Source organism: Arthrobacter luteolus NBRC 107841 (genome assembly GCF_001552075.1).
GTDB classification, from domain to species: Bacteria; Actinomycetota; Actinomycetes; order Actinomycetales; family Micrococcaceae; genus Arthrobacter_B; species Arthrobacter_B luteolus.
Genome location: NZ_BCQM01000001.1, coordinates 810,478 through 828,171 on the forward strand (window position 1 = coordinate 810,478; position 17,694 = coordinate 828,171).

Here is a 17,694-nt window from a genome sequence, read left to right on the forward strand (position 1 = left end):
GGGAGCGGCGCTCACAGTTCTGCCAGCTTCCGCCGGCGGATGATGGCGATGAAGACGGGCGCGCCGATTACGGCGGTCATGATGCCGACCGGCACCTCGCCCGGGGGCAGGATCAGCCGGCCGACGACGTCGGACACCAGCAGCAGCACGGGTGCGAGCACGGCGGAAAGCACCAGGATCCAGCGGTAGTCGGGGCCGGTCAGTCCGCGCACCAGGTGCGGGATGACCAGGCCGAGGAACGCGATGGGCCCTGCGGCAGCCGTCGCGGCACCGCAGAGCAGCACCACGCCGACCGCCATGATGCCGCGGGAGAGGTTGACGTTCTGCCCCAGCCCGCGGGCGACGTCGTCGCCCAGGCTCAGGCCGTTCAGCAGCCGGCCCGATGCCAGGAGGATCGCTGCGCCCACGGCGAGGAAGGGAATCAGGGGAAGGAGGACGTCCCAGCCGCGGCCGGAGACGGTGCCGACCTGCCAGAAGCGGAAGGTATCCAGCGTCTGCCGGCTGCTGACCAGGATGGCGGAGAGCAGTGAGGTCAGCCCGGCGGTTAGTCCGGCACCGGCCAGCGCCAGCTTGACCGGAGTGGCACCCTCCCTGCCCAGCGACGCCACGGAATAGACAATCAGTGCGGCCACCGCGGTGCCGGCCAGGGCAAACCAGACGTAGCCGGTGAAGGAGGTGATTCCGAAGACGTAGATGGCGGTGACGACGGCGAAGGCCGCTCCCGCGTTGAGACCCATGATCCCCGGGTCTGCCAGCGGGTTGCGGGTCATACCCTGCAGCGCGGTTCCTGCCAGGCCGAGCGCTGCGCCGATAAGCAGGGCCGCGACGGTACGCGGAACCCGGCTCAGTACCACCGCGTGGTCGCCGTTGGCAGGGTCCGGGCTGGTGAGTGCCTGCAGCACGGTTTCCAGGGACAGCGGCCGGGCCCCGAGCGCTACGGAGGCGAAGGCAGCCAAGGCCAGGGCCAGCACTCCGGCGATCAACAGCCAGACGGGCGGCAGTTTGCGCGAACGCTTGCCGTGAGGCGCGTGGACGCCGGAAACAGGGGTGTGATTAACGGCCGTTGAGGTCACGGCAGCACCTCCTGAAGCCAGCGGAATTGAACTTAAGTAAGGCTAACCTACGGCGAGTCAAATTAAGAAACAGTTCCATGCCGTATTAGACTGTCCCGCCTTCAGACCGTCCACCATCGGTGTTACGGGACCGCCGGTCCGGCGCTGGTGCTGCCGGACCGGCTGGCTGGCTGGCTGGGACCTAGGCTCCGTGCCCCGGGGTGACTTCCTCGCCCGGGCGGACCGGGCCGGGAGGGGTCCCGTCGCCGAAGGGACGTCCGCCGAGGGCTTCCCGGCCGTGCGGGGTCAGCCACCCGGAGGTGTCCGGTCCGTCGGGGACGATCTGTGTGGGGTTCAGGTCCTCGTGCACGATGTAGTAGTGCTGCTTGATCTGCACAAAGTCCACGGTGTCCCCGAAACCGGGTTTCTGGAAGAGGTCCCGGGCGTACCCCCAGAGGGCGGGCATCTCGGTGAGCTTGTTCCGGTTGCACTTGAAGTGGCCGTGGTAGACGGCGTCGAAGCGGACCAGGGTGGTGAACAGCCGGACGTCGGCTTCGGTGATGGTGTCACCGATCAGGTAGCGCTGTTTGGAGAGCCGGTCCTCCAGCCAGTCCATGGCCGTCCAGAGCCGTTCGTACGCGGCGTCGTAGGCTTCCTGCGATCCGGCGAAGCCGCAGCGGTAGACGCCGTTGTTCACTTCGGTGAAGATGCGTTTGTTGACCTCGCGCATCTCCTCCAGATGCTCAGCCGGGAGCAGGTTGGGGGCGCCCTCGCGGTGGAATTCGGTCCACTCAGTGGAGAAATCCTCGGTGATCTGCGGGAAGTTGTTCGTCACCACGGCACCGGAGGGGATATCCACGACCGCCGGGACGGTGATCCCGCGCGTGTAGCCGGGCACGCGGCGGAAGAATGCTTCCTGCAGGCGTTCGATGCCGAGCACCGGGTCCTTTCCGTCCGGGTCAAGGTCAAAGGTCCAGCTGCGCGAATCGTGGGTGGGGCCGGGCATTCCAAGGGAGATGGCATCCTCGAGACCCAGCAGGCGCCGGACGATGATGGTGCGGTTGGCCCAGGGGCAGGCGCGGGCGGCGATCAGCCGGTACCGGCCCGGCTCCACCGGGTAGCCGTCACGTGCGTCGCGGGTGATGCGCGTTTCGATGTAGTTGGTGTCCCGGGTGTATTCCTGCCCGCCGGATACGTAGGAGCCGCGGGTGCTGTAGTCCCCGCTGGCTGCCCCGGTGTCCGTTTCCTGCTTTGATGTGCCTGTCATATCCGCTCCATCCATCAGCCGAATTGTTCCGTCTCCTTCCACGGTAACGCCCTTGCCCGGGGGTGCTGCTCCCGCTGTAGAGTCGTGGACCAGCAGCGCCGCCTGCGAGGTGCTGGTTTTTCTCGTTACTGAAGGGACATTGTGATGCGTGTAGCCGTCATCGGAGCCACAGGAAATGTGGGGACCGCCGTCCTTCGCCGGCTTCAGGCCGCCCGGGCCGAACGCCCGGACGGCCTGGAGATCATCGGCGTCGCCCGCCGGATTCCGGCCCAGCCAACCGGCCCCTACGAGGGTGTCCAGTGGCACAGCATCGACGTCGCGTCCAAGACCGGCCGGGACGAGCTGGCGGAGGTGCTCGACGGCGTTGATGCGGTGGTCCACCTGGTCTGGGCTATCCAGCCAAACCGCGACGAGGCCGAACTGCACCGGATCAACGTGCACGGAACCGAAAACATGCTCTCTGCTGCCGCCGAGGCCGGTGTGCGCCAGGTGGTGTGCGCGTCCTCGGTGGGCGCCTACTCCCCCGCGCCCAAGGATTCCCTGACGGACGAATCCTGGCCGGCGCGCGGTATCGCCACGTCCCACTACAGCCGGCACAAGGGCGAGCAGGAGGAATTGCTGGACGACTTCGAACGGCGTTACCCGGAGATTCCCGTGGCCAGGCTGCGTCCGGGGCTGATTTTCCAGTCCGACGCCGGCAGCGAGATCGGGCGGTACTTCCTGGGTCCGCTGGTGCCCAGGTTCATCCTGAACCGACTGAGCCTGCCGCTGATTCCGCTGCCCGCCGAGTTTTCGTTCCAGGTGGTCCACGCCGATGACATGGCCGACGCCTACTGGCGGGTGATAGACCAGCGGGCCGAGGGCGCCTACAACATTGCCGCTGATCCGGTGATCACCCCCGAACTGCTGGCCGGATTGCTGGGTGCCCGCAGAATCCTGAACGTTCCCGTTGGCCTGATCCGGGCCGTCGTAGCGCTCACCTGGGCGGCACGGCTCCAGGCGACGGATCCGGGCTGGATTGATATGGCCGCCGGCGCTCCGCTCATGGACACCTCGCGTGCCCGGGAGGTGCTGGGCTGGGAGCCGCAGCGGTCTTCACTCCGCGCCTTCCAGGACGTCCTCGACGGGCTCAGCGAGCAGGCGGGCCTGCCGTCGTCGCCGCTGCTGGGGCCCGGCCGCTAGTAGCGTGGACTTGATGGCCTCACTCTCCCCCTCCCAATTGTCCCCTCCGCCCCCGGCGCAGCCCACTGTCCGCTCCAGCGTTGCCCATGCGGGCCGCGGAGCCCTCATCGGCCTGGTGGAACTCGTACCCGGTGTTTCCGGCGGCACCGTGGCACTCGTCCTCGGCGTCTTCGACCGACTGATCGCCTCGGCGAACCACTTCATCAGCGGTGTTGCGCATCTTGCCGTTCGACGGGATCGGGCCGCTGCCGCCCGCAAACTGGCACCCGTCGAGTGGAACCTGGTGCTTCCGCTGGCCGCCGGCATGTTCCTCGCCCTGCTCGTTTTGTCCGGACCACTGCATTCCTTTGTCGAGAACCAGGCCACAATTGCCAGTGCATTGTTTTTCGGCATGGTATCGGCGAGCCTGCTTGTTCCCCTCAGCATGGCCCGGGAAGCGGGTCCAACGACGCCGGCCGGCCGGTTCCTCGGCCCGGTGGCAGTGCTGCTGATTGCCGCGGCAGCCTTTACGCTGCTGGGGATTCCGGCCCTGCAGATTGAGGATCCGCCGTGGTGGGTCCTGGTCCTCAGCGGCGCCGTGGCCGTGTGCGCGCTGGCATTGCCCGGCCTTTCAGGATCTTTCCTGCTGCTGACCTTTGGTATGTATGAACCCACCCTCGCGGCGGTCAGTAACCGGGACGTTGGCTATCTGGCACTCTTCGTCACGGGAGCCATTATCGGCCTGGCTTCCATTGTCCGTTTGCTGGGATATCTCCTCCGCGTCCGGCGGCGGGCCGTCCTGCTGGCAGCGACCGGGTTGATCCTGGGCTCCCTCCGCGCTCTGTGGCCCTGGCAGGAAAACAGCTCCCTGCTCCCTCCAGACGATGCCTGGATGTGGCCCCTGGCCGCGTGTCTGGCAGGGGCCGGCGTGGTGCTGCTCCTGTGGTTCCGCCAGCCTCGAGGCACGGCAGCCGCACCCACCCCTTAGCCCGGCCCCCTAGTCCAGCCGGGTCAGCCGGACGAAGCTTAAAACCAGCGGCCCGGCCACGCATCTGCGTGGCCGGGCCGCTGGCTGATCTCTTACAAGTCGTCGTCGTAGTCCTTACCGGCGTGCTGCTGGCGCAAGGCCCGCCCCTGCTCCACATCCTTAGCTTCCTGCTCAGCCCGCTTGTCCATCTGTGTGGTGTCCCGCGGCGGAAGCTGGATCGAGTGCTCGGCCTGGATGCCGGCCTGCAGTTCGCGGCCGCGTTCCACCTCGGCGTCGAACTCAGCACCGAACAGCAGCGAGATGTTGACCAGCCAGATCCACAGCAGCAGCACGATCACGCCGCCGATGGCGCCGTAGGTGGCGTTGTAGCTGCCGAAGTTGCCGACGTAGAAGGCGAACCCGGCGGTGGCGATGGCCATGACAATCAGAGCCAGGAAGGCGCCCATGCTCATCCAACGGAATTTGGGCTGCTTCACGTTGGGGGTGGCGTAGTACAGGACGGCGATCAGGATGACGGCGAAGATCAGCATGACCGGCCACTTGGCGATGTTCCAGACCATCAGGGCCTCACCGCCCATGCCGATCCAGTTGCCGATGCTCTCCGCAATCGGTCCGCTGATCACCAGCATGATCAGCAGGCAGGCGACCAGCAGGATCATGATCAGGGTGACCAGCAGCTGGAGCGGACGCAGCTTCCAGATGGGCCGGCCTTCCTCCACTTCGTAGATCCGGTTCATGGCCCGGCCAAAGGCACCGGTGTAACCGGATGCTGACCACAGGGCACCGGCGAGGCCCACAAAGAGTGCCCAACCGGCAGCGGTTGAGGAGGTGAGCTGGTCGATCGGGCCTTGGAGAACCGTGACGGCTTCAGCAGGTGCGAAGGACCGGACGTATTCCATCAGCGCGTCGGTGGTGCTCTCCGCCTGGCCCACCAGGCCGAGGATCGAGACCAGCGCCAGCAGTGCCGGGAACAGCGCCAGCACGGTGTAGTACGTCAGCGAGGCAGCCAGATCGGTGCACTGATCCTTGGAGAACTCGCGGATGGTCTTGCGGAAAATGTACATCCAGCTGGGTTTGGTGACTTCCGTCGGGGAATCCGGCTTCGTGGCCGTTCCGAGCGAAGCGCCATCCTTCTGGGCACTGTCCTGCTGAGCCATTGGGCCCTCCTGGCTGTTTGAATCCGGGATACCCATCGTATTGCTAAGCAGACTTAGGTCCAAGCAGGCCCGCCGCGCTCACCAGCCTTTGTAATAGTCCTCCAGCGCCGCTTCCTCGTCCGGCGTCAGGGCACCCTCGTGGTCCATGTCCGGGGAGTCCTCGATCGCCTTCCGGGAGTAGTTCACATACAGGTCGTCATCCTCGCGGCGGGCGCCGGCCAGCGGAACAAAGTACTGCCGGCCTTCGAACAGGCCCAGCGCCACCGTGATCCAGGCGGGTTCTCCGGTGGCCCGGTCCAGATGGACGTTGCCCACCAGGCCCAGCCGTTCACCGTCCTTGGCCCAGACTGTGCAGCCCTGCAATTCGTGGATCACGTACTGGTCAACCATGGCTCGGGTTTCCTATCCGTTTGTTTTCCGCAGTCCACCGCATGCTGCGCCGTGGGTATCATTCCAGCCCTCCCCACCCCCGGCTTGTCAACACCTAGCGGTCGACCCGCTCGTCCCGGTCCTCCCAGACATCCGCTCCGGGACCGGCGAAACTGCGGTTGCGCTCCACCGCGTCGATGCTCCCGGTGAACAGCTGGGACGTACGGGTGTCCTCCGGATCACCGCCGTGCAGGTGCGGGGCTTCCGTGCGGCGCCGCGGAGTTTCAGCGAGGGGGGCGCGCAGCTGTTCGATGCGCTGCCGCGGAAGGGCGGTTGGGTGGTTCTCCTGCAGGAAGGAGACCATCGATTCCCTCACCAGGCAGCGCAGGTCGAAAAGGGTTCCGCTGTCCGGAGCGGAGACCAGGACACGGATCCGGATCAGGCCCTGGATGGCGTCGGTCACCTGCAGGACGCTGGTCCGCCCGTCCCAGAGATCCGTATCGGCAAGGATCCGCTTTAGTTCAACCCGCAGTTCAGCAACCGGTGCCTCCCAGTCCAGGTCGAGTTCCACGGTGCCCAGGATGTCGGAGTGCTTCCGGGTCCAGTTCTCGAACGGCGTTGACGTGAAGTAGGTGGAGGGCAGGATCATCCGGCGGTCATCCCAGATGTGGACCACCACGTAGGTCATGGTGATTTCCTCGATTTTGCCCCATTGGCCTTCGACCACCACTACGTCGTCCACACGGATCGCATCGGTGAAGGCCAGCTGCAGGCCTGCGAAAACGTTGCCCAAGGTGCTCTGGACGGCCAGGCCGGCGACGATGGAAAGCAGGCCGGCCGAGGCAAGGAGACCGGCGCCCAGGGCCCTGACTTCGTCGATGGTCAGCAGCACGCACGCCACGGCCACGGTGACGACCAGGGCCACGGCGACGCGGCGGCCCAGGATGATCTGTGTCTTGAGCCGGCGCAGCCGCCGGTTGTCCTTGGTATCGGTGTCGTACTTCGTCAGCACCACGGCCTCGACGATCAGCAGGCCGACGACGGCGAGCCAGCCGATCGCTGCGATCAAGCCGATCACCAGGACGTAGTCAACCGCCCCAAACCAGGCCTCGGAGCGGGCAGTGGTACCGAGCGCGATTCGGGTTCCGATCAGGGCCAGGACCAGGCGCAGCGGGTTCCGGCCCAGCGCCGTCACCTCCCGGATCCGCGGCACCTTCCGGAAGATGCGTGTGACGGATCCGCGGACAATCCGCGCTGCGATGAGGGCTGCCGCGACGGCCGCCGCAACAGCGATCAGGGGTTTGAGCGGGTCGATGGCATCGAGGAATTCCTGCATCCTGCTGATGATTGCAAACCCACCGGGGGGCCTGTCCAATTATGTGATTTGCGTCCGTTATGCGGGGCAGACACGGAGAATGCCCCTTCAGCCGAAGCTGAAGGGGCATTCTGAGGGGTTTTGCCGGGACTACTTCAACTGTGCTGCGGCTTCACCGAGCAGCGGGACAAAGTTGTCCAGCGCGTACGGGATGCTCAGGACATTCGCGGCAGAGATGGACAGTGTCAGCGTGTTGTCCGAATCGGCCACGAGTCCACCGTTCTTGACGGCCGGGATCTGGCTCAGCAGCGGATCGGCAACGATCGCTTCCTTGGCGGCGTCGTCGGCTACCCAGCTGACGAACAGGTCCGCCTCAAGCTCGTTGGCACGTTCCGGCGACCAGGTCAGGTAAAACGCGTCAGACGGTGCGTTCTCGTCGACGATCGGCGCCTGGACCATCCCCAGTTCCTTCAGGAATTTGGGACGGTTGTCTCCCGAGGTGTAGATCGAGATCTGGTCGGCGCCGGCAGCTGTGTCGAGGTTGCCGTAGATGAAGCTGGTTCCGGCCAGTTCGGGGTACTCGGCAGCCTTGTCGGCAATAGCCTTCTCGGTGTCTTCCACCAGCTGGGCCGCTTCGCCGCTCTTGCCCAGGGCTTCACCGATCATGGTGGCGGAGTCCTGCCAGGACGTGTAGTACGGGACGTCGGGGTAGGCAACCACGGGCGCGATCGAGCTGAGCTTGTCGTAGTCCTCCTGCGTGATGCCGGAGTACGCAGCCAGGATGACGTCCGGATCGGTCGCTGCGATTTCGTCGAAGTTAATGCCGTCGGTTTCCGGGTACTGGACCGGGGCGTTCTCCGAGCCGATGGGTGCACCGAGTTCTTCGAGTGCCTCGTCGATCCACGGCGTCGTGCCGTTTTCGTTGCCGCCCCACTCGTAGAGGGGCATGCCCACCGGTACAACGCCCAGGGCCAGCGCGGTGTCCGTGTTGACCCAGGAGACCGTCGCGACACGCTCGGGGACGGCGTCGATGGTGGTCTCACCGAAGGCGTGTTCGATGGTGACCGGGAACTGGTCGCTGGAGGCGGCGGTACTGCCGGAGCCCGAGTCCGACGACGTCGAACCGGTGGAGCAGGCGGACAGGGACAGCACGGCGACGGCAGCGACGGCCGCAAGACTGCGCATGCGGGACAGGGCCATGGGGGCTCCTAGATTTTTACTTTGTGGACGGGGATGCCGGATTTTGTCCGGCAAGGTAAGGCTAACCTACCGATCGGCGAAATACGCAACGCGCATGTGCCCTAATGGGCGTCCTGGTGGCCGGTCAGGGACGGGACCGGGCAAGACGGCGCAGGTCGGCGCCGGGATCGGCGAGCTGCTCTGCCGGGATCGGTTTTTTGAGCGCGATTAGCCGGCGGGCAGCGCGCAGGGTGTTGCCGGCGTCTACTCCGGCCGCGCCGGCCAGAGTACCGTCCGGAGCGGTCCGGAACACCACGTAGCCCGGCCCGGGCACGCCGCGCTCCACAGACTTTCCGTCAGCCGCCATGTTTCCCACGGCTTCAGCATGAACGCCGTGCCGGTCCGTCCAGAACCACGGCACAGCCTCCGGCTCAGGTTCCCCGCCGAGGATCCCCGCCGCGGCGGCCCGGCCCGAACGCACGGCCGAATCCCAGTGTTCAGGGCGGCGTTCAAGGACGCCGCCGGTTTGCCGGCGCACGGAGTCGCCGGCCGCGAAGACGCGCGGATGGCTGGTGCGTCCGGAAGCGTCCACCAGCACGCCGTCGTCCACTGCAATCCCGGCTGACTGGGCCAGGAAGGTGTTGGGCACCATACCAACCGCTGCCAGCACGGCGTCCGCGTCAATCAGTGAGCCGTCGTCCAGAAGGACCGAGTTCCCTCCCGGCCCCTGGAGTACATCCACCGGCAGTCCGGTGATGGTCTTGATACCTGCTTCGGCGTGCATCGAGTGCAGGTATGCGGCCAGCTCCACCCCCACCGCGGGAACCAGCGGCACGGGTACGGGATCTATGAGCACGACGGCGGTTCCCAGTGCTGCGGCGGTCGAGGCCACTTCGGCGCCAATCAAACCGGCTCCAATGATGGCCAGCCGCTTGCCCGGACCCAGCACCGGACGCAGGGCATCGGCGTCCGCTTTGCTGCGGAGCGTGTGGACGAAGGCGGTTCCGGGAAAACTGAGCGCGCGGGCCGCGCCCCCGGTGGCGAGCAGCAGGATATCGGCCTGAAGTTCCCCACCGCCGGCGAGGGTGGCCGTTCCGGCGTCAGGGTCCAGGGAAACAGCTGCATCGGCCACGAGTTCCACGGCGTTTTCGCTGAACCACCCCGGGGCGGCGAGCGCGAGACCGGACTCCTCCAGCGTTCCTGCCAGATAGGCCTTGCTCAGCGGCGGCCGGTCGTGTGGTTGCCCGCTCGGATCCACGAGCTGGATGCTGCCGGCAAATCCGCGCCGCCGCAGCTCGGCTGCGGCACTGAACCCGGCCGGACCGGCACCGATAATGGCGACGGAATCCGGGCCGGGTGCGGCATCCGGGCCGGGTGCGGTGTCAGCCATGGTTAGGAAGCGGTGGGGGCAACGCCCGGGTAGAGGATGATGTCACCGTCAATGACCTCCACGCGGTGGGCGACGGCGTCGACCGTGGCGGGAAGGCACATCGCGGCTCCGGTCTTGAGGCAGAAGCGGGCGGAGTGGACGGGGCATTCAACTTCACCGTCTTCGATCCAGCCCTCAGCCAGGGAAGCCTCTTCATGCGTGCAGGTGTCATTCAGGGCGTAAAAGTTGCCGTCATCGCTGTGGAAAACAGCAATATCGTCTCCTGTTCCAGCGGTCTGTGAATCTACGGTGACAGCCTCACCCTCGTCGATCTCATCTGCTGCGGCTACGCGGATACCTTCAGTCATGCTTCCACGTTACCGCGCGGCAGGGGCGGGCTGCCGGTTGCCTCGACCGGCTTCAGGCACCGGCCGAGCGGGCGGTGCCGTATTGGCGGGTGCTTTCCAGCTCAGTGATGAGTGAGATCAATTCACGGCGGAGGGCCGGGCGCAGTTCCGCGGTGAGATTCTGGCCTTCCAGGCGGATCGCATCATCCAGGGCTGTCCGCCCATGGTCAGAAATGCCTACGGCACGGCGGGGGGCGCCCCCGGCATCGTCGCCGAGTTCGTTGACCAGGCCCTGCGCCTGCATGCTGACCAGCGTGGTCCCGAGCGTCTGCGCGGTAACCCGCAGCCGGCGGGCGAGTTCCGCCCGGCGCATCGGACCGGCGTCGCGCAGAACCTTCAAGGCCGTTACCCGCTCCTGGGTCAATCCCATCGCGCGGAGCCGGTTGTCCATTTCACGGCGAAGCATCCGCGCAGCGGTGGACAGCAGCCGGATGGCCTCCCAATCAGCATCATTTTGCATTCCCTGGGTCCCCCTGAAATAGCTGTGACTGGTGTTCCAAATCCTCAGTGTACTTACTATCCAAACCTCAGGGCAGGGGTCGCTGTCAAGCTCACTCCGCTTTTGCGGCCGCAAAAAGGCCAATCCGAGGTCCAGCCCTGCGGGATCACCCAGAGCTGCCGCCGGGTTGCCCGTTACCCCTTTACCGGCCAGTAGTAACGCGTAGCATGGTCGGCACAGCGAGCCGGGGCTGCATGGGGAGCGGCCCTGATCAATCAGGCCATAGGGGAAAACATGAGTTCCACTAATCTGCAGGATGCCCGGAACACCGGCGGGGACGATTCAGCCCGGAGGCTCCGGGAACGCAAGGTCAGCGAGAAGGACGCCCGCGACGTCGCCGAAGCATCGCGGATCACTGATGAACAGCGGCCGAGTTTCGCCAAGGGGATTTATCTGGGCGACTTCGATCTCTCCCTGATCCGCCCGCACCCGTCCCTCCCTCAGGTGGAGATCGAACGTTCTGAGAAGTTCCTGGCCGACCTCACCAGCTTCTGCGCCACCCTGGACGGCCAGCTCATCGAACGCACCGGCGTCATCCCGGATGAGTACCTCAGGGGGCTGGCGGAGCTGGGTGTCTTCGGCATCAAGATCCCCCGGACATACGGTGGGCTGGGGCTGTCCCTGCTTTACTACGGGCGTGCCCTGATGATCCTGGGCACCGTTCATCCCAGCTTGGGAGCCCTGGTGTCCGCTGATTTGTCCATCGGTGTGCCGGAGCCGGTGAAGGTGTTCGGCACCGAGGAACAGCGCCAGGAGTATCTGCCCCGCTGTGCCGCGGGTGCCATCACCGCGTTCCTGCTCACCGAACCGGATGTCGGTTCCGACCCCGCCCGGATGCGCACCACCGCGGTGCCGTCGGAGGACGGCAGTGAATATGTGCTCGACGGCGTGAAGCTCTGGACCACCAACGGCGTGATCGCCGAACTCGTCGTCGTGATGGCCGCAGTCCCGCCGCACGACGGCCAGAAGGGCGGGATCAGTGCCTTCATCGTGGAGATGGACGCGCCCGGCATCACCGTGGAGAACCGCAACAATTTTATGGGTCTGCGCGGCATCGAGAACGGTGTGACCCGGCTCCGCGGTGTCCGGGTTCCGGCCCGGAACATGGTGGGCCGCGAAGGCCAGGGCCTGAAGATCGCGCTGACCACGCTGAACACCGGCAGGCTGTCCATTCCTGCAATGTGCGCTGCGGGCGGGAAATGGTCACTGAAGATCGCCCGCGGCTGGTCCGGGGCACGTGAGCAGTGGGGCCGGCCGATCGGCCGCCACGAAGCGGTGGGTAAGAAGCTCGCCTTTATTGCGGCCACCACGTTCGCCCTGGAATCGGTTTTTGAGCTTTCCGCGGAGATGGCCGACGCCGGCACCAAGGACATCCGGATCGAGGCAGCTCTGGCCAAGCTCTGGGCCAGCGAGATGGCCTACAACATTGCCGATGAGCTGGTGCAGGTGCGCGGCGGGCGCGGCTTCGAAACCGCCGCCTCCCTGGCTGCCCGCGGCGAGCGCGCGGTGGCGGCGGAGCAGCAGCTCCGCGATCTGCGGATCAACCGGGTCTTCGAGGGTTCCACGGAGATCATGCACCTGCTGATTGCCCGCGAGGCAGTTGACGCGCATCTGCGGGCGGCCGGCGACCTTGCTGTTGCGGACGCCCCGCTGGGCAACAAGGTGAAGGCTGGGGCCAAGGCCAGCGGGTTCTACGGCAAGTGGCTGCCCACCCTCGCCGTCGGACGGGGCAACGTGCCGACGTCGTACGCCGAATTCGGACCGCTGGCCCGGCACCTGCGCTATGCGGAGCGCGCCTCCCGGAAGCTGGCACGCTCCACCTTCTACGGCATGGCCCGCTGGCAGGCTGCGCTGGAACACCATCAGGCGTTCCTCGGCCGGATCGTGGATATCGGCGCGGAATTGTTCGCGATGTCCGCGGTCTGCATGAAGGCGGAGACGATCCGGCTTCAGGACCCCGCGGAAGGTGCCACCGCCTACGAACTTGCGGATGCCTTCTGCGCCCAGTCCCGGGTCCGGGTGGACGCGCTGTTCACCGAGCTGTGGAACAACTCCGACCCGGAGGACCGCAAGCTTTCCAAAAAGGTGCTCGACGGGCGTTACACCTGGCTCGAAGACGGGATCCTGGACCAGTCCGAGGGCACCGGCCCTTGGATCTCCCCCTGGGCTACCGACGGCACACCGAAGGAGAACCTGCATCGGAAGTACCGGTAGTCCGGAGTGGTTGGTTGCGGGCGGGGGCCGTGGCTGGCGCGCTGGGGCTGAAGGATTGACCGGGTGCCGGGGCCGTAATGGGCCCCGGCTGGTGAAGCAGCTGGGTGTAGATGACCTTCCGCGACACGCGTTCCCACTCTTTGTGAACTCCTGTGGCTGAAGTGACCACACCAGCCACAGGAGGCTCCTTACAGTGGGAACCCGTGTCGGTGGAGGCCGACAGCTAACGCAGCTTCAGCCGTCGTTACCCCTGCGACTGGCGGGACAACAGCCACGCCAGCAACGCCCGCTGGGAAACTGCGCGGGCAGAGCCAAGAACCCTGAGCCCCCGGCCCAGGCTGGCTTGCACCAGCCTGGGCCGGTGGGTCAGCGGTTGCTGGCCCGTGGAGCGCCGATTCCGGGATCGATCTGGAACGGCCCGGAGCTGGAGGGCCGCACGTCGAAGTCGAAGATCGACGTCGGGATGTACACCGTGGAACAGGAGTTCGGAATGTCCACAACCCCGGACAGCCGGCCCTCAATGGGGGCGGCACCGAGCAGCAGATAGGCCTGCTCCGGGCTGTAGCCGAACTTTGTCAGGTAGTCGATCGCATGCAGGCAGGCCCGCTGGTAGGACAGGTGCGAGTCGAGGTAGCGCTGCTCGCCGCCGAGTGTCACCGACGTGCCGGAGAACGCAATCCACTCGCTGAACTGCGGATCGACGTTGCCCGGCATAAAGATCGCGTTCTCATGAACACCGTAGGTGTCCATTCCACCCTTGATGATGTCCACCCGCAGGTCGATGAAGCCACCCATCTCAATGGCGCCGCAGAAGGTGATTTCGCCGTCGCCCTGGGAGAAGTGCAGATCACCCACGGAGAGGTTGGCCCCGTCCACAAACACCGGATAGAAGATCCGCGAGCCCTTGGAGAGGTTCTTGATGTCCTGGTTGCCGCCGTTTTCGCGGGGCGGCGCCGTCCGTGCAGCTTCATTGCCGACCCGCTCCCAGTCTTCCCGCGGCAGCCCGCCGAGGACAGCATGCGCACCTTCCGGCGGCAGCGCCAGCGGCGGGACCCGGTGCGGGTCGGTGGCGATCAGGTCGCCTTCACGCTTGTTCCACTTGGCGAGCAGGGCGGCCGACGGCGCGGTCCCCATCAGCCCGGGATGGATCAGTCCGTTGAAGGAGACACCGGGAACGTGGCGGGAGGTCGCCGTCTGGCCGTTGAAATCCCAGATGGCCTTGTAGGCGTCGGGGAACTGCTCGGTCAGGAACCCGCCGCCGTTTTCCGTGGCGAAGATGCCGGTGTAGCCCCAGCCCTGGCCTGCGAGCGGACCGGAGTCCTCCTGCGGGATCGGCCCGACGTCGAGGATGTCCACCACCAGCAGGTCGCCGGGTTTTGCGCCCTCCACGCCGAACGGTCCGCTGAGCTTGTGCACAGTCAGCAGCGGAGCATTGAGGATGTCCTCCGCTGAGTCATCATTTACGATCGCGCCGTCGAACCATTCCCGGCAGTCCACCCGGAAGGACTCCCCCGGTTTTACGACGGCTACGGGAGGAATTTCCGGATGCCACCGGTTATGGCCAATTTTTTCCTGGTCCTCGAACTTCTTCGAGGAATCGAGGGGAAAGACGACTTGAGGCATAACTTCTCCTTTGAAATTGTGGCGCTTAGTCGGGTCTTGGGAGCTTTTGGTGGAGAGGATTCATTGTGATTCCGCCGCCCCGGGAAACACGTGCCGCTCCGCCCGGAGATGAGACGACTGCCGGCTCGGAGGCGGAACGGGCCGTGCTTTCGATGAGTTTGTACGCATTGGAGGAGGAACGGGAAAGATGCGGGGCGGTGAATTTGCGGAACGCCTGGGTGCCGCATTCCGGGCAGGTCATCGACTCACGGATCTGGCCCATGGCGGACTGGACCTCGAAGTCCCGGCAGTCCGGGCAGCGGTAGACGTACAGCGGCATGGTTTTCCTTTGCTAAGTGACGGCGGGAGTGGCACCGGATCCCGGCTCCCGGCGGGCCTGGTCTTTCCCCGGGTCAGCCATCCGCGCGCGGCCGAGGTAGAAGGACACGGCCAGGACGGCGGCGCCGGCCACTGCCATGGCCGCAGCTGTTGCGCCATTGGAGACATAACTGCCGGTCAGCAGCAGGAACGCCGGCAGGGTGGCGGTGAGCTGGCCCCCAAGCGCCGCGAACCACCCCGTGGTTCGGGTCAGCGAGTCCCGGGCCAGGCCCAGCACCAGGAAGAACAGCAACCAGAGGACCGCCCATAGATACCAGATCACCCCAAACACCGGGTCCAGGACCATGGTGAACTGCAGTGTTCCAATAACGACGGCGCAGACGGCCACGAACAGGGAGAACCAGCCCAGGCCCTCGGGGCCTACAGCGGTGACCTGCACCAGCCCAACATAGAGGTAGGTAAAACCGAAGAGATACAGCCCGGCGGCTGCGAAGGTCACGGCCTGGTCTCCGGCCGCCTGGATGAGGATGATAGTGGGAAAAATAACCTGCATTCCACCCACAAAAAAGTTAAGCATTGCTGCCGATTTTCCCGGGATTTTCCCTAGGAGCAGGAGTCCGTTTATCAGCAGGACAGCACCAACATAAAGCAAACCAACACTGGCCATATTTGCTCCATTGCAAATAGAAATCCATCGGTGGGTTCTGTGGCCGCAGCAGTTCCGGTAGGAAAGTATGGGGGCCATTACCTAGGTAAGACGTCAGCTTATGGAGCTTTCCGGTACTCGTCAATCACATTGCACACCCTTCGCCAAAGAAAACGAGCTGCCCCAGCAGCATGCCTTGACGCGGACCCGTCCCCTCGCACAGACTCGGCCCGTCCGGACACACCCCAGCGACGGAGATTCCCGCGGACGAAAGGACCCCAGATGAGCTCAGCACCCGGTCAGCATTCCGGCAGCGTACGGCGGCTGGAAGGTAAAACAGCACTCGTTACCGGGGCCAGCCGCGGGATTGGCCTGGCGGTTGCCCGCCGGTTCGTGGCTGAGGGAGCCCGGGTGCTGATCACGGCCCGGAACAAGGGACCGCTGAAAGAGGCAGCCGCCGGCTTTCCGCCCGGGACAGCCATCGCGGTTGCCGGGAATTCCACCGACCCCGCTCATCACCGCGAGGCGCTGGACGCCGTAACCGCGGAGTTCGGCCCGTTGGATGTGCTGGTCAACAACGCCGGCACCAACCCAGTCTACGGATCGCTGCTCGACCTGGATCTGGATGCCGCCCGGAAGATCATGGACGTAAATGTCCTGGGTTCCCTGGCGTGGGTCCAGGCCGCCTGCCGGCATCCGAAAGCCGACTTCAGACGCGGCGGAGGGTCGGTGATCAACATGTCCTCCGTCAGCGCGCAAACCCCGGCCAAAGGCATCGCGTTCTACGGCATCAGCAAGGCCGCCCTGGAACAGCTCACCCGCTCCCTCGCCGTCGAACTGGCGCCGGATCTCCGGGTGAACGCACTGGCTCCGGCCGTGGTCAGGACGGCCTTCTCCCGCGCGCTGTACGAGGGCCGGGAAGAGAAGGTGGCCGGCGCTTATCCGCTGGGCAGACTCGGCAGTCCCGGCGATGTGGCGGCGGGCGCGGCTTTCCTGGCCTCCAACGACGCCGCCTGGATCACCGGGCAGGTCCTGACGCTCGACGGCGGTCTCCTGCTCGCGGGCGGGTCAGCCTAACCCGGCCGGTGCGGTGCTGCCTTCTGCCGAACCTCCGTTCCGGATGCTGCGGATCCAGGGATCCACCGGCACTACGCCAACGGATCGGCCGGCCGGGTCGAGGATGCGCCCGTAGATTTTCGCCATCCTGGTGATGACCCTTCGATCAAGCACCTCGGCGGAGGGATAGTCCTGGGACAGTTCGCCGAGGACGCGCTCAGCGTCGGCAAGATCATGCAGCCCGACAACCAGGATGATGTTGGCTGTACCGATGACTGACGCGCAAAACCGGGTCTCCCGCCGTCGACCCAGCAGGCGTGCCGTGCCTTCCGCCTCGAGCGGAGGCGCCTTCATCAGGACCAGCATTCCCAGGGGCAGGTCGAAGGCCGGCCGGGCGACGTCGCACCGGAAAACGACCTGGTTTTGTGCTTCGAGCTCCGCCAGCCGCCGGCGCACCGAGCCTGGGGAACGCCCGAGGTTCCGGCCCAGCTCCGCGGGCGACCGCCTGCCGTCCCTTCCCAGTTGGAGAAACAGCTGCCGATCGCTGATTGAAAGAGGGGAGATTGATTCCGGGCGCTTCGAATGGTGTTCTTCCTGCAGCTGTTTCTCATTGGAGGCAGACAAAATGCCCTGGCGCCAATCCACTCCCCCGGTCATCTGCCGGAAGAGGCTGATCCGCATCTGGACGGCATCCAGCAGTTCCGGAAGTCCCCCATGGACACAGCGCAGGACTTCCTCCAGGACTGTGGCGATCGTGATGCAAAACAGGTTGTAGTCGCCGGTGGTCTGCCCGACGGTGATGACGTCAGGGTGCCGGCCCAGGGACGCCAGCAGCCGGTCCAGGTACTTCGCGTCGCAGCGCACCTCGATGAAGGCTCCCTGAGACGTCGAGGGATGCAGGGCAACACTGGTCCAGGCGAGCCCGCGGTCCTCCAGGCTTTTCCAGCGGCGCGCAACGGTCACTTCGGATACGTCCAACGCGCGGGCCACCATCGCCCAGCTGGCCCTGGGCGCGATCTGCAGGGCATCCACAATCTCCAGATCCGTTGCATGGACTTCGAGCGCCGCCATCTT

Annotated in this window: 17 protein-coding genes; 4 read left to right on the forward strand and 13 right to left on the reverse strand. The window is 65.7% G+C overall.

Going from position 1 to position 17,694, the window contains the following annotated elements; translation table 11 throughout:
• Positions 1-11 precede the first annotated feature (11 nt).
• The gene (locus tag AL3_RS03740; RefSeq protein WP_246168464.1) at positions 12-1,001 is read right to left on the reverse strand and encodes a FecCD family ABC transporter permease; all 990 of its coding nucleotides are present in this window, start codon (positions 999-1,001) and stop codon (positions 12-14) included.
• A 253-nt stretch (positions 1,002-1,254) separates the two neighbouring features.
• The gene (locus AL3_RS03745; RefSeq protein WP_066297116.1) at positions 1,255-2,319 is read right to left on the reverse strand and encodes a glutathione S-transferase family protein; all 1,065 of its coding nucleotides are present in this window, start codon (positions 2,317-2,319) and stop codon (positions 1,255-1,257) included.
• 144 nt (positions 2,320-2,463) lie between these two features.
• Here AL3_RS03745 and AL3_RS03750 point away from each other — a divergent pair, with 144 nt between their 5' ends.
• Both AL3_RS03750 and AL3_RS03755 read left to right on the forward strand, forming a co-directional pair.
• On the forward strand, positions 2,464-3,501 hold the full coding sequence (locus tag AL3_RS03750; protein WP_066296744.1) for an NAD-dependent epimerase/dehydratase family protein: 1,038 nt from the start codon (positions 2,464-2,466) through the stop codon (positions 3,499-3,501).
• 13 nt (positions 3,502-3,514) lie between these two features.
• On the forward strand, positions 3,515-4,468 hold the full coding sequence (locus tag AL3_RS03755; protein WP_083521401.1) for a DUF368 domain-containing protein: 954 nt from the start codon (positions 3,515-3,517) through the stop codon (positions 4,466-4,468).
• 92 nt (positions 4,469-4,560) lie between these two features.
• Here AL3_RS03755 and AL3_RS03760 read toward each other — a convergent pair whose 3' ends face one another.
• The 7 genes from AL3_RS03760 to AL3_RS03790 all read right to left on the reverse strand — a co-directional run bounded on the left by AL3_RS03760 (position 4,561) and on the right by AL3_RS03790 (position 10,724).
• Positions 4,561-5,625 (reverse strand): YihY/virulence factor BrkB family protein, encoded by a 1,065-nt coding sequence (locus AL3_RS03760; RefSeq protein ID WP_066296752.1) that lies wholly within the window; start codon positions 5,623-5,625, stop codon positions 4,561-4,563.
• Positions 5,626-5,703: 78 nt separating this feature from the next.
• Positions 5,704-6,015 (reverse strand): PRC-barrel domain-containing protein, encoded by a 312-nt coding sequence (locus AL3_RS03765; protein WP_066296753.1) that lies wholly within the window; start codon positions 6,013-6,015, stop codon positions 5,704-5,706.
• A gap of 94 nt (positions 6,016-6,109) precedes the next feature.
• Complete coding sequence (locus tag AL3_RS03770; protein ID WP_066296754.1) at positions 6,110-7,330, reverse strand: mechanosensitive ion channel family protein; 1,221 nt, start codon at positions 7,328-7,330, stop codon at positions 6,110-6,112.
• Positions 7,331-7,459: 129 nt separating this feature from the next.
• Positions 7,460-8,509 carry an iron-siderophore ABC transporter substrate-binding protein gene (locus AL3_RS03775; RefSeq protein ID WP_066296756.1) on the reverse strand — a complete coding sequence of 350 codons (1,050 nt, stop codon included), beginning with the start codon at positions 8,507-8,509 and terminating at the stop codon, positions 7,460-7,462.
• A 124-nt stretch (positions 8,510-8,633) separates the two neighbouring features.
• A complete protein-coding gene (locus AL3_RS03780) occupies positions 8,634-9,878 on the reverse strand; it encodes an NAD(P)/FAD-dependent oxidoreductase (protein WP_066296758.1) in 1,245 nt (414 codons plus the stop codon).
• A gap of 2 nt (positions 9,879-9,880) precedes the next feature.
• On the reverse strand, positions 9,881-10,225 hold the full coding sequence (locus tag AL3_RS03785) for a bifunctional 3-phenylpropionate/cinnamic acid dioxygenase ferredoxin subunit (RefSeq protein ID WP_066296760.1): 345 nt from the start codon (positions 10,223-10,225) through the stop codon (positions 9,881-9,883).
• 52 nt (positions 10,226-10,277) lie between these two features.
• Positions 10,278-10,724 carry a MarR family transcriptional regulator gene (locus tag AL3_RS03790; RefSeq protein WP_066296765.1) on the reverse strand — a complete coding sequence of 149 codons (447 nt, stop codon included), beginning with the start codon at positions 10,722-10,724 and terminating at the stop codon, positions 10,278-10,280.
• A gap of 273 nt (positions 10,725-10,997) precedes the next feature.
• Here AL3_RS03790 and AL3_RS03795 point away from each other — a divergent pair, with 273 nt between their 5' ends.
• Positions 10,998-12,977 (forward strand): acyl-CoA dehydrogenase family protein, encoded by a 1,980-nt coding sequence (locus AL3_RS03795; RefSeq protein ID WP_083521402.1) that lies wholly within the window; start codon positions 10,998-11,000, stop codon positions 12,975-12,977.
• 366 nt (positions 12,978-13,343) lie between these two features.
• Here the strand turns inward: AL3_RS03795 and fmdA are convergent, their stop codons facing one another.
• From fmdA to AL3_RS03810, 3 genes are read right to left on the reverse strand one after another with little or no spacing between them, the layout of a single operon-like run.
• Complete coding sequence (fmdA, locus tag AL3_RS03800; protein WP_066296768.1) at positions 13,344-14,600, reverse strand: formamidase; 1,257 nt, start codon at positions 14,598-14,600, stop codon at positions 13,344-13,346.
• Between the two features lie 25 nt (positions 14,601-14,625).
• Entirely contained in the window at positions 14,626-14,919 is a 294-nt protein-coding gene (locus AL3_RS03805) for an FmdB family zinc ribbon protein (protein WP_066296771.1), read from the reverse strand.
• 12 nt (positions 14,920-14,931) lie between these two features.
• Positions 14,932-15,585, reverse strand: coding sequence for an AmiS/UreI family transporter (locus AL3_RS03810; protein WP_083521403.1), 654 nt, complete (start codon positions 15,583-15,585; stop codon positions 14,932-14,934).
• A 261-nt stretch (positions 15,586-15,846) separates the two neighbouring features.
• Between AL3_RS03810 and AL3_RS03815 the strand changes: the two genes are divergently transcribed.
• The gene (locus AL3_RS03815) at positions 15,847-16,641 is read left to right on the forward strand and encodes an SDR family oxidoreductase (RefSeq protein ID WP_066296773.1); all 795 of its coding nucleotides are present in this window, start codon (positions 15,847-15,849) and stop codon (positions 16,639-16,641) included.
• Here AL3_RS03815 and AL3_RS03820 read toward each other — a convergent pair.
• A complete protein-coding gene (locus tag AL3_RS03820) occupies positions 16,633-17,691 on the reverse strand; it encodes an Lrp/AsnC family transcriptional regulator (RefSeq protein WP_151723876.1) in 1,059 nt (352 codons plus the stop codon). The genes AL3_RS03815 and AL3_RS03820 overlap by 9 nt on opposite strands.
• Positions 17,692-17,694: the final 3 nt, after the last annotated feature.

What these genes read in the sequence shown, in the direction of transcription:
- AL3_RS03805 (WP_066296771.1), bottom strand. Translation starts at nt 14,919, where the DNA reads ATGCCGCTGTACGTCTACCGCTGCCCGGACTGCCGGGACTTCGAGGTC.
- AL3_RS03775 (WP_066296756.1), bottom strand. Translation starts at nt 8,509, where the DNA reads ATGGCCCTGTCCCGCATGCGCAGTCTTGCGGCCGTCGCTGCCGTCGCC.
- AL3_RS03750 (WP_066296744.1), top strand. Translation starts at nt 2,464, where the DNA reads ATGCGTGTAGCCGTCATCGGAGCCACAGGAAATGTGGGGACCGCCGTC.
- fmdA (WP_066296768.1), bottom strand. Translation starts at nt 14,600, where the DNA reads ATGCCTCAAGTCGTCTTTCCCCTCGATTCCTCGAAGAAGTTCGAGGAC.
- AL3_RS03780 (WP_066296758.1), bottom strand. Translation starts at nt 9,878, where the DNA reads ATGGCTGACACCGCACCCGGCCCGGATGCCGCACCCGGCCCGGATTCC.
- AL3_RS03820 (WP_151723876.1), bottom strand. Translation starts at nt 17,691, where the DNA reads ATGGCGGCGCTCGAAGTCCATGCAACGGATCTGGAGATTGTGGATGCC.
- AL3_RS03785 (WP_066296760.1), bottom strand. Translation starts at nt 10,225, where the DNA reads ATGACTGAAGGTATCCGCGTAGCCGCAGCAGATGAGATCGACGAGGGT.
- AL3_RS03765 (WP_066296753.1), bottom strand. Translation starts at nt 6,015, where the DNA reads ATGGTTGACCAGTACGTGATCCACGAATTGCAGGGCTGCACAGTCTGG.
- AL3_RS03790 (WP_066296765.1), bottom strand. Translation starts at nt 10,724, where the DNA reads ATGCAAAATGATGCTGATTGGGAGGCCATCCGGCTGCTGTCCACCGCT.
- AL3_RS03760 (WP_066296752.1), bottom strand. Translation starts at nt 5,625, where the DNA reads ATGGCTCAGCAGGACAGTGCCCAGAAGGATGGCGCTTCGCTCGGAACG.
- AL3_RS03755 (WP_083521401.1), top strand. Translation starts at nt 3,515, where the DNA reads ATGGCCTCACTCTCCCCCTCCCAATTGTCCCCTCCGCCCCCGGCGCAG.
- AL3_RS03815 (WP_066296773.1), top strand. Translation starts at nt 15,847, where the DNA reads ATGAGCTCAGCACCCGGTCAGCATTCCGGCAGCGTACGGCGGCTGGAA.
- AL3_RS03745 (WP_066297116.1), bottom strand. Translation starts at nt 2,319, where the DNA reads ATGACAGGCACATCAAAGCAGGAAACGGACACCGGGGCAGCCAGCGGG.
- AL3_RS03770 (WP_066296754.1), bottom strand. Translation starts at nt 7,330, where the DNA reads ATGCAGGAATTCCTCGATGCCATCGACCCGCTCAAACCCCTGATCGCT.
- AL3_RS03795 (WP_083521402.1), top strand. Translation starts at nt 10,998, where the DNA reads ATGAGTTCCACTAATCTGCAGGATGCCCGGAACACCGGCGGGGACGAT.
- AL3_RS03810 (WP_083521403.1), bottom strand. Translation starts at nt 15,585, where the DNA reads ATGGCCAGTGTTGGTTTGCTTTATGTTGGTGCTGTCCTGCTGATAAAC.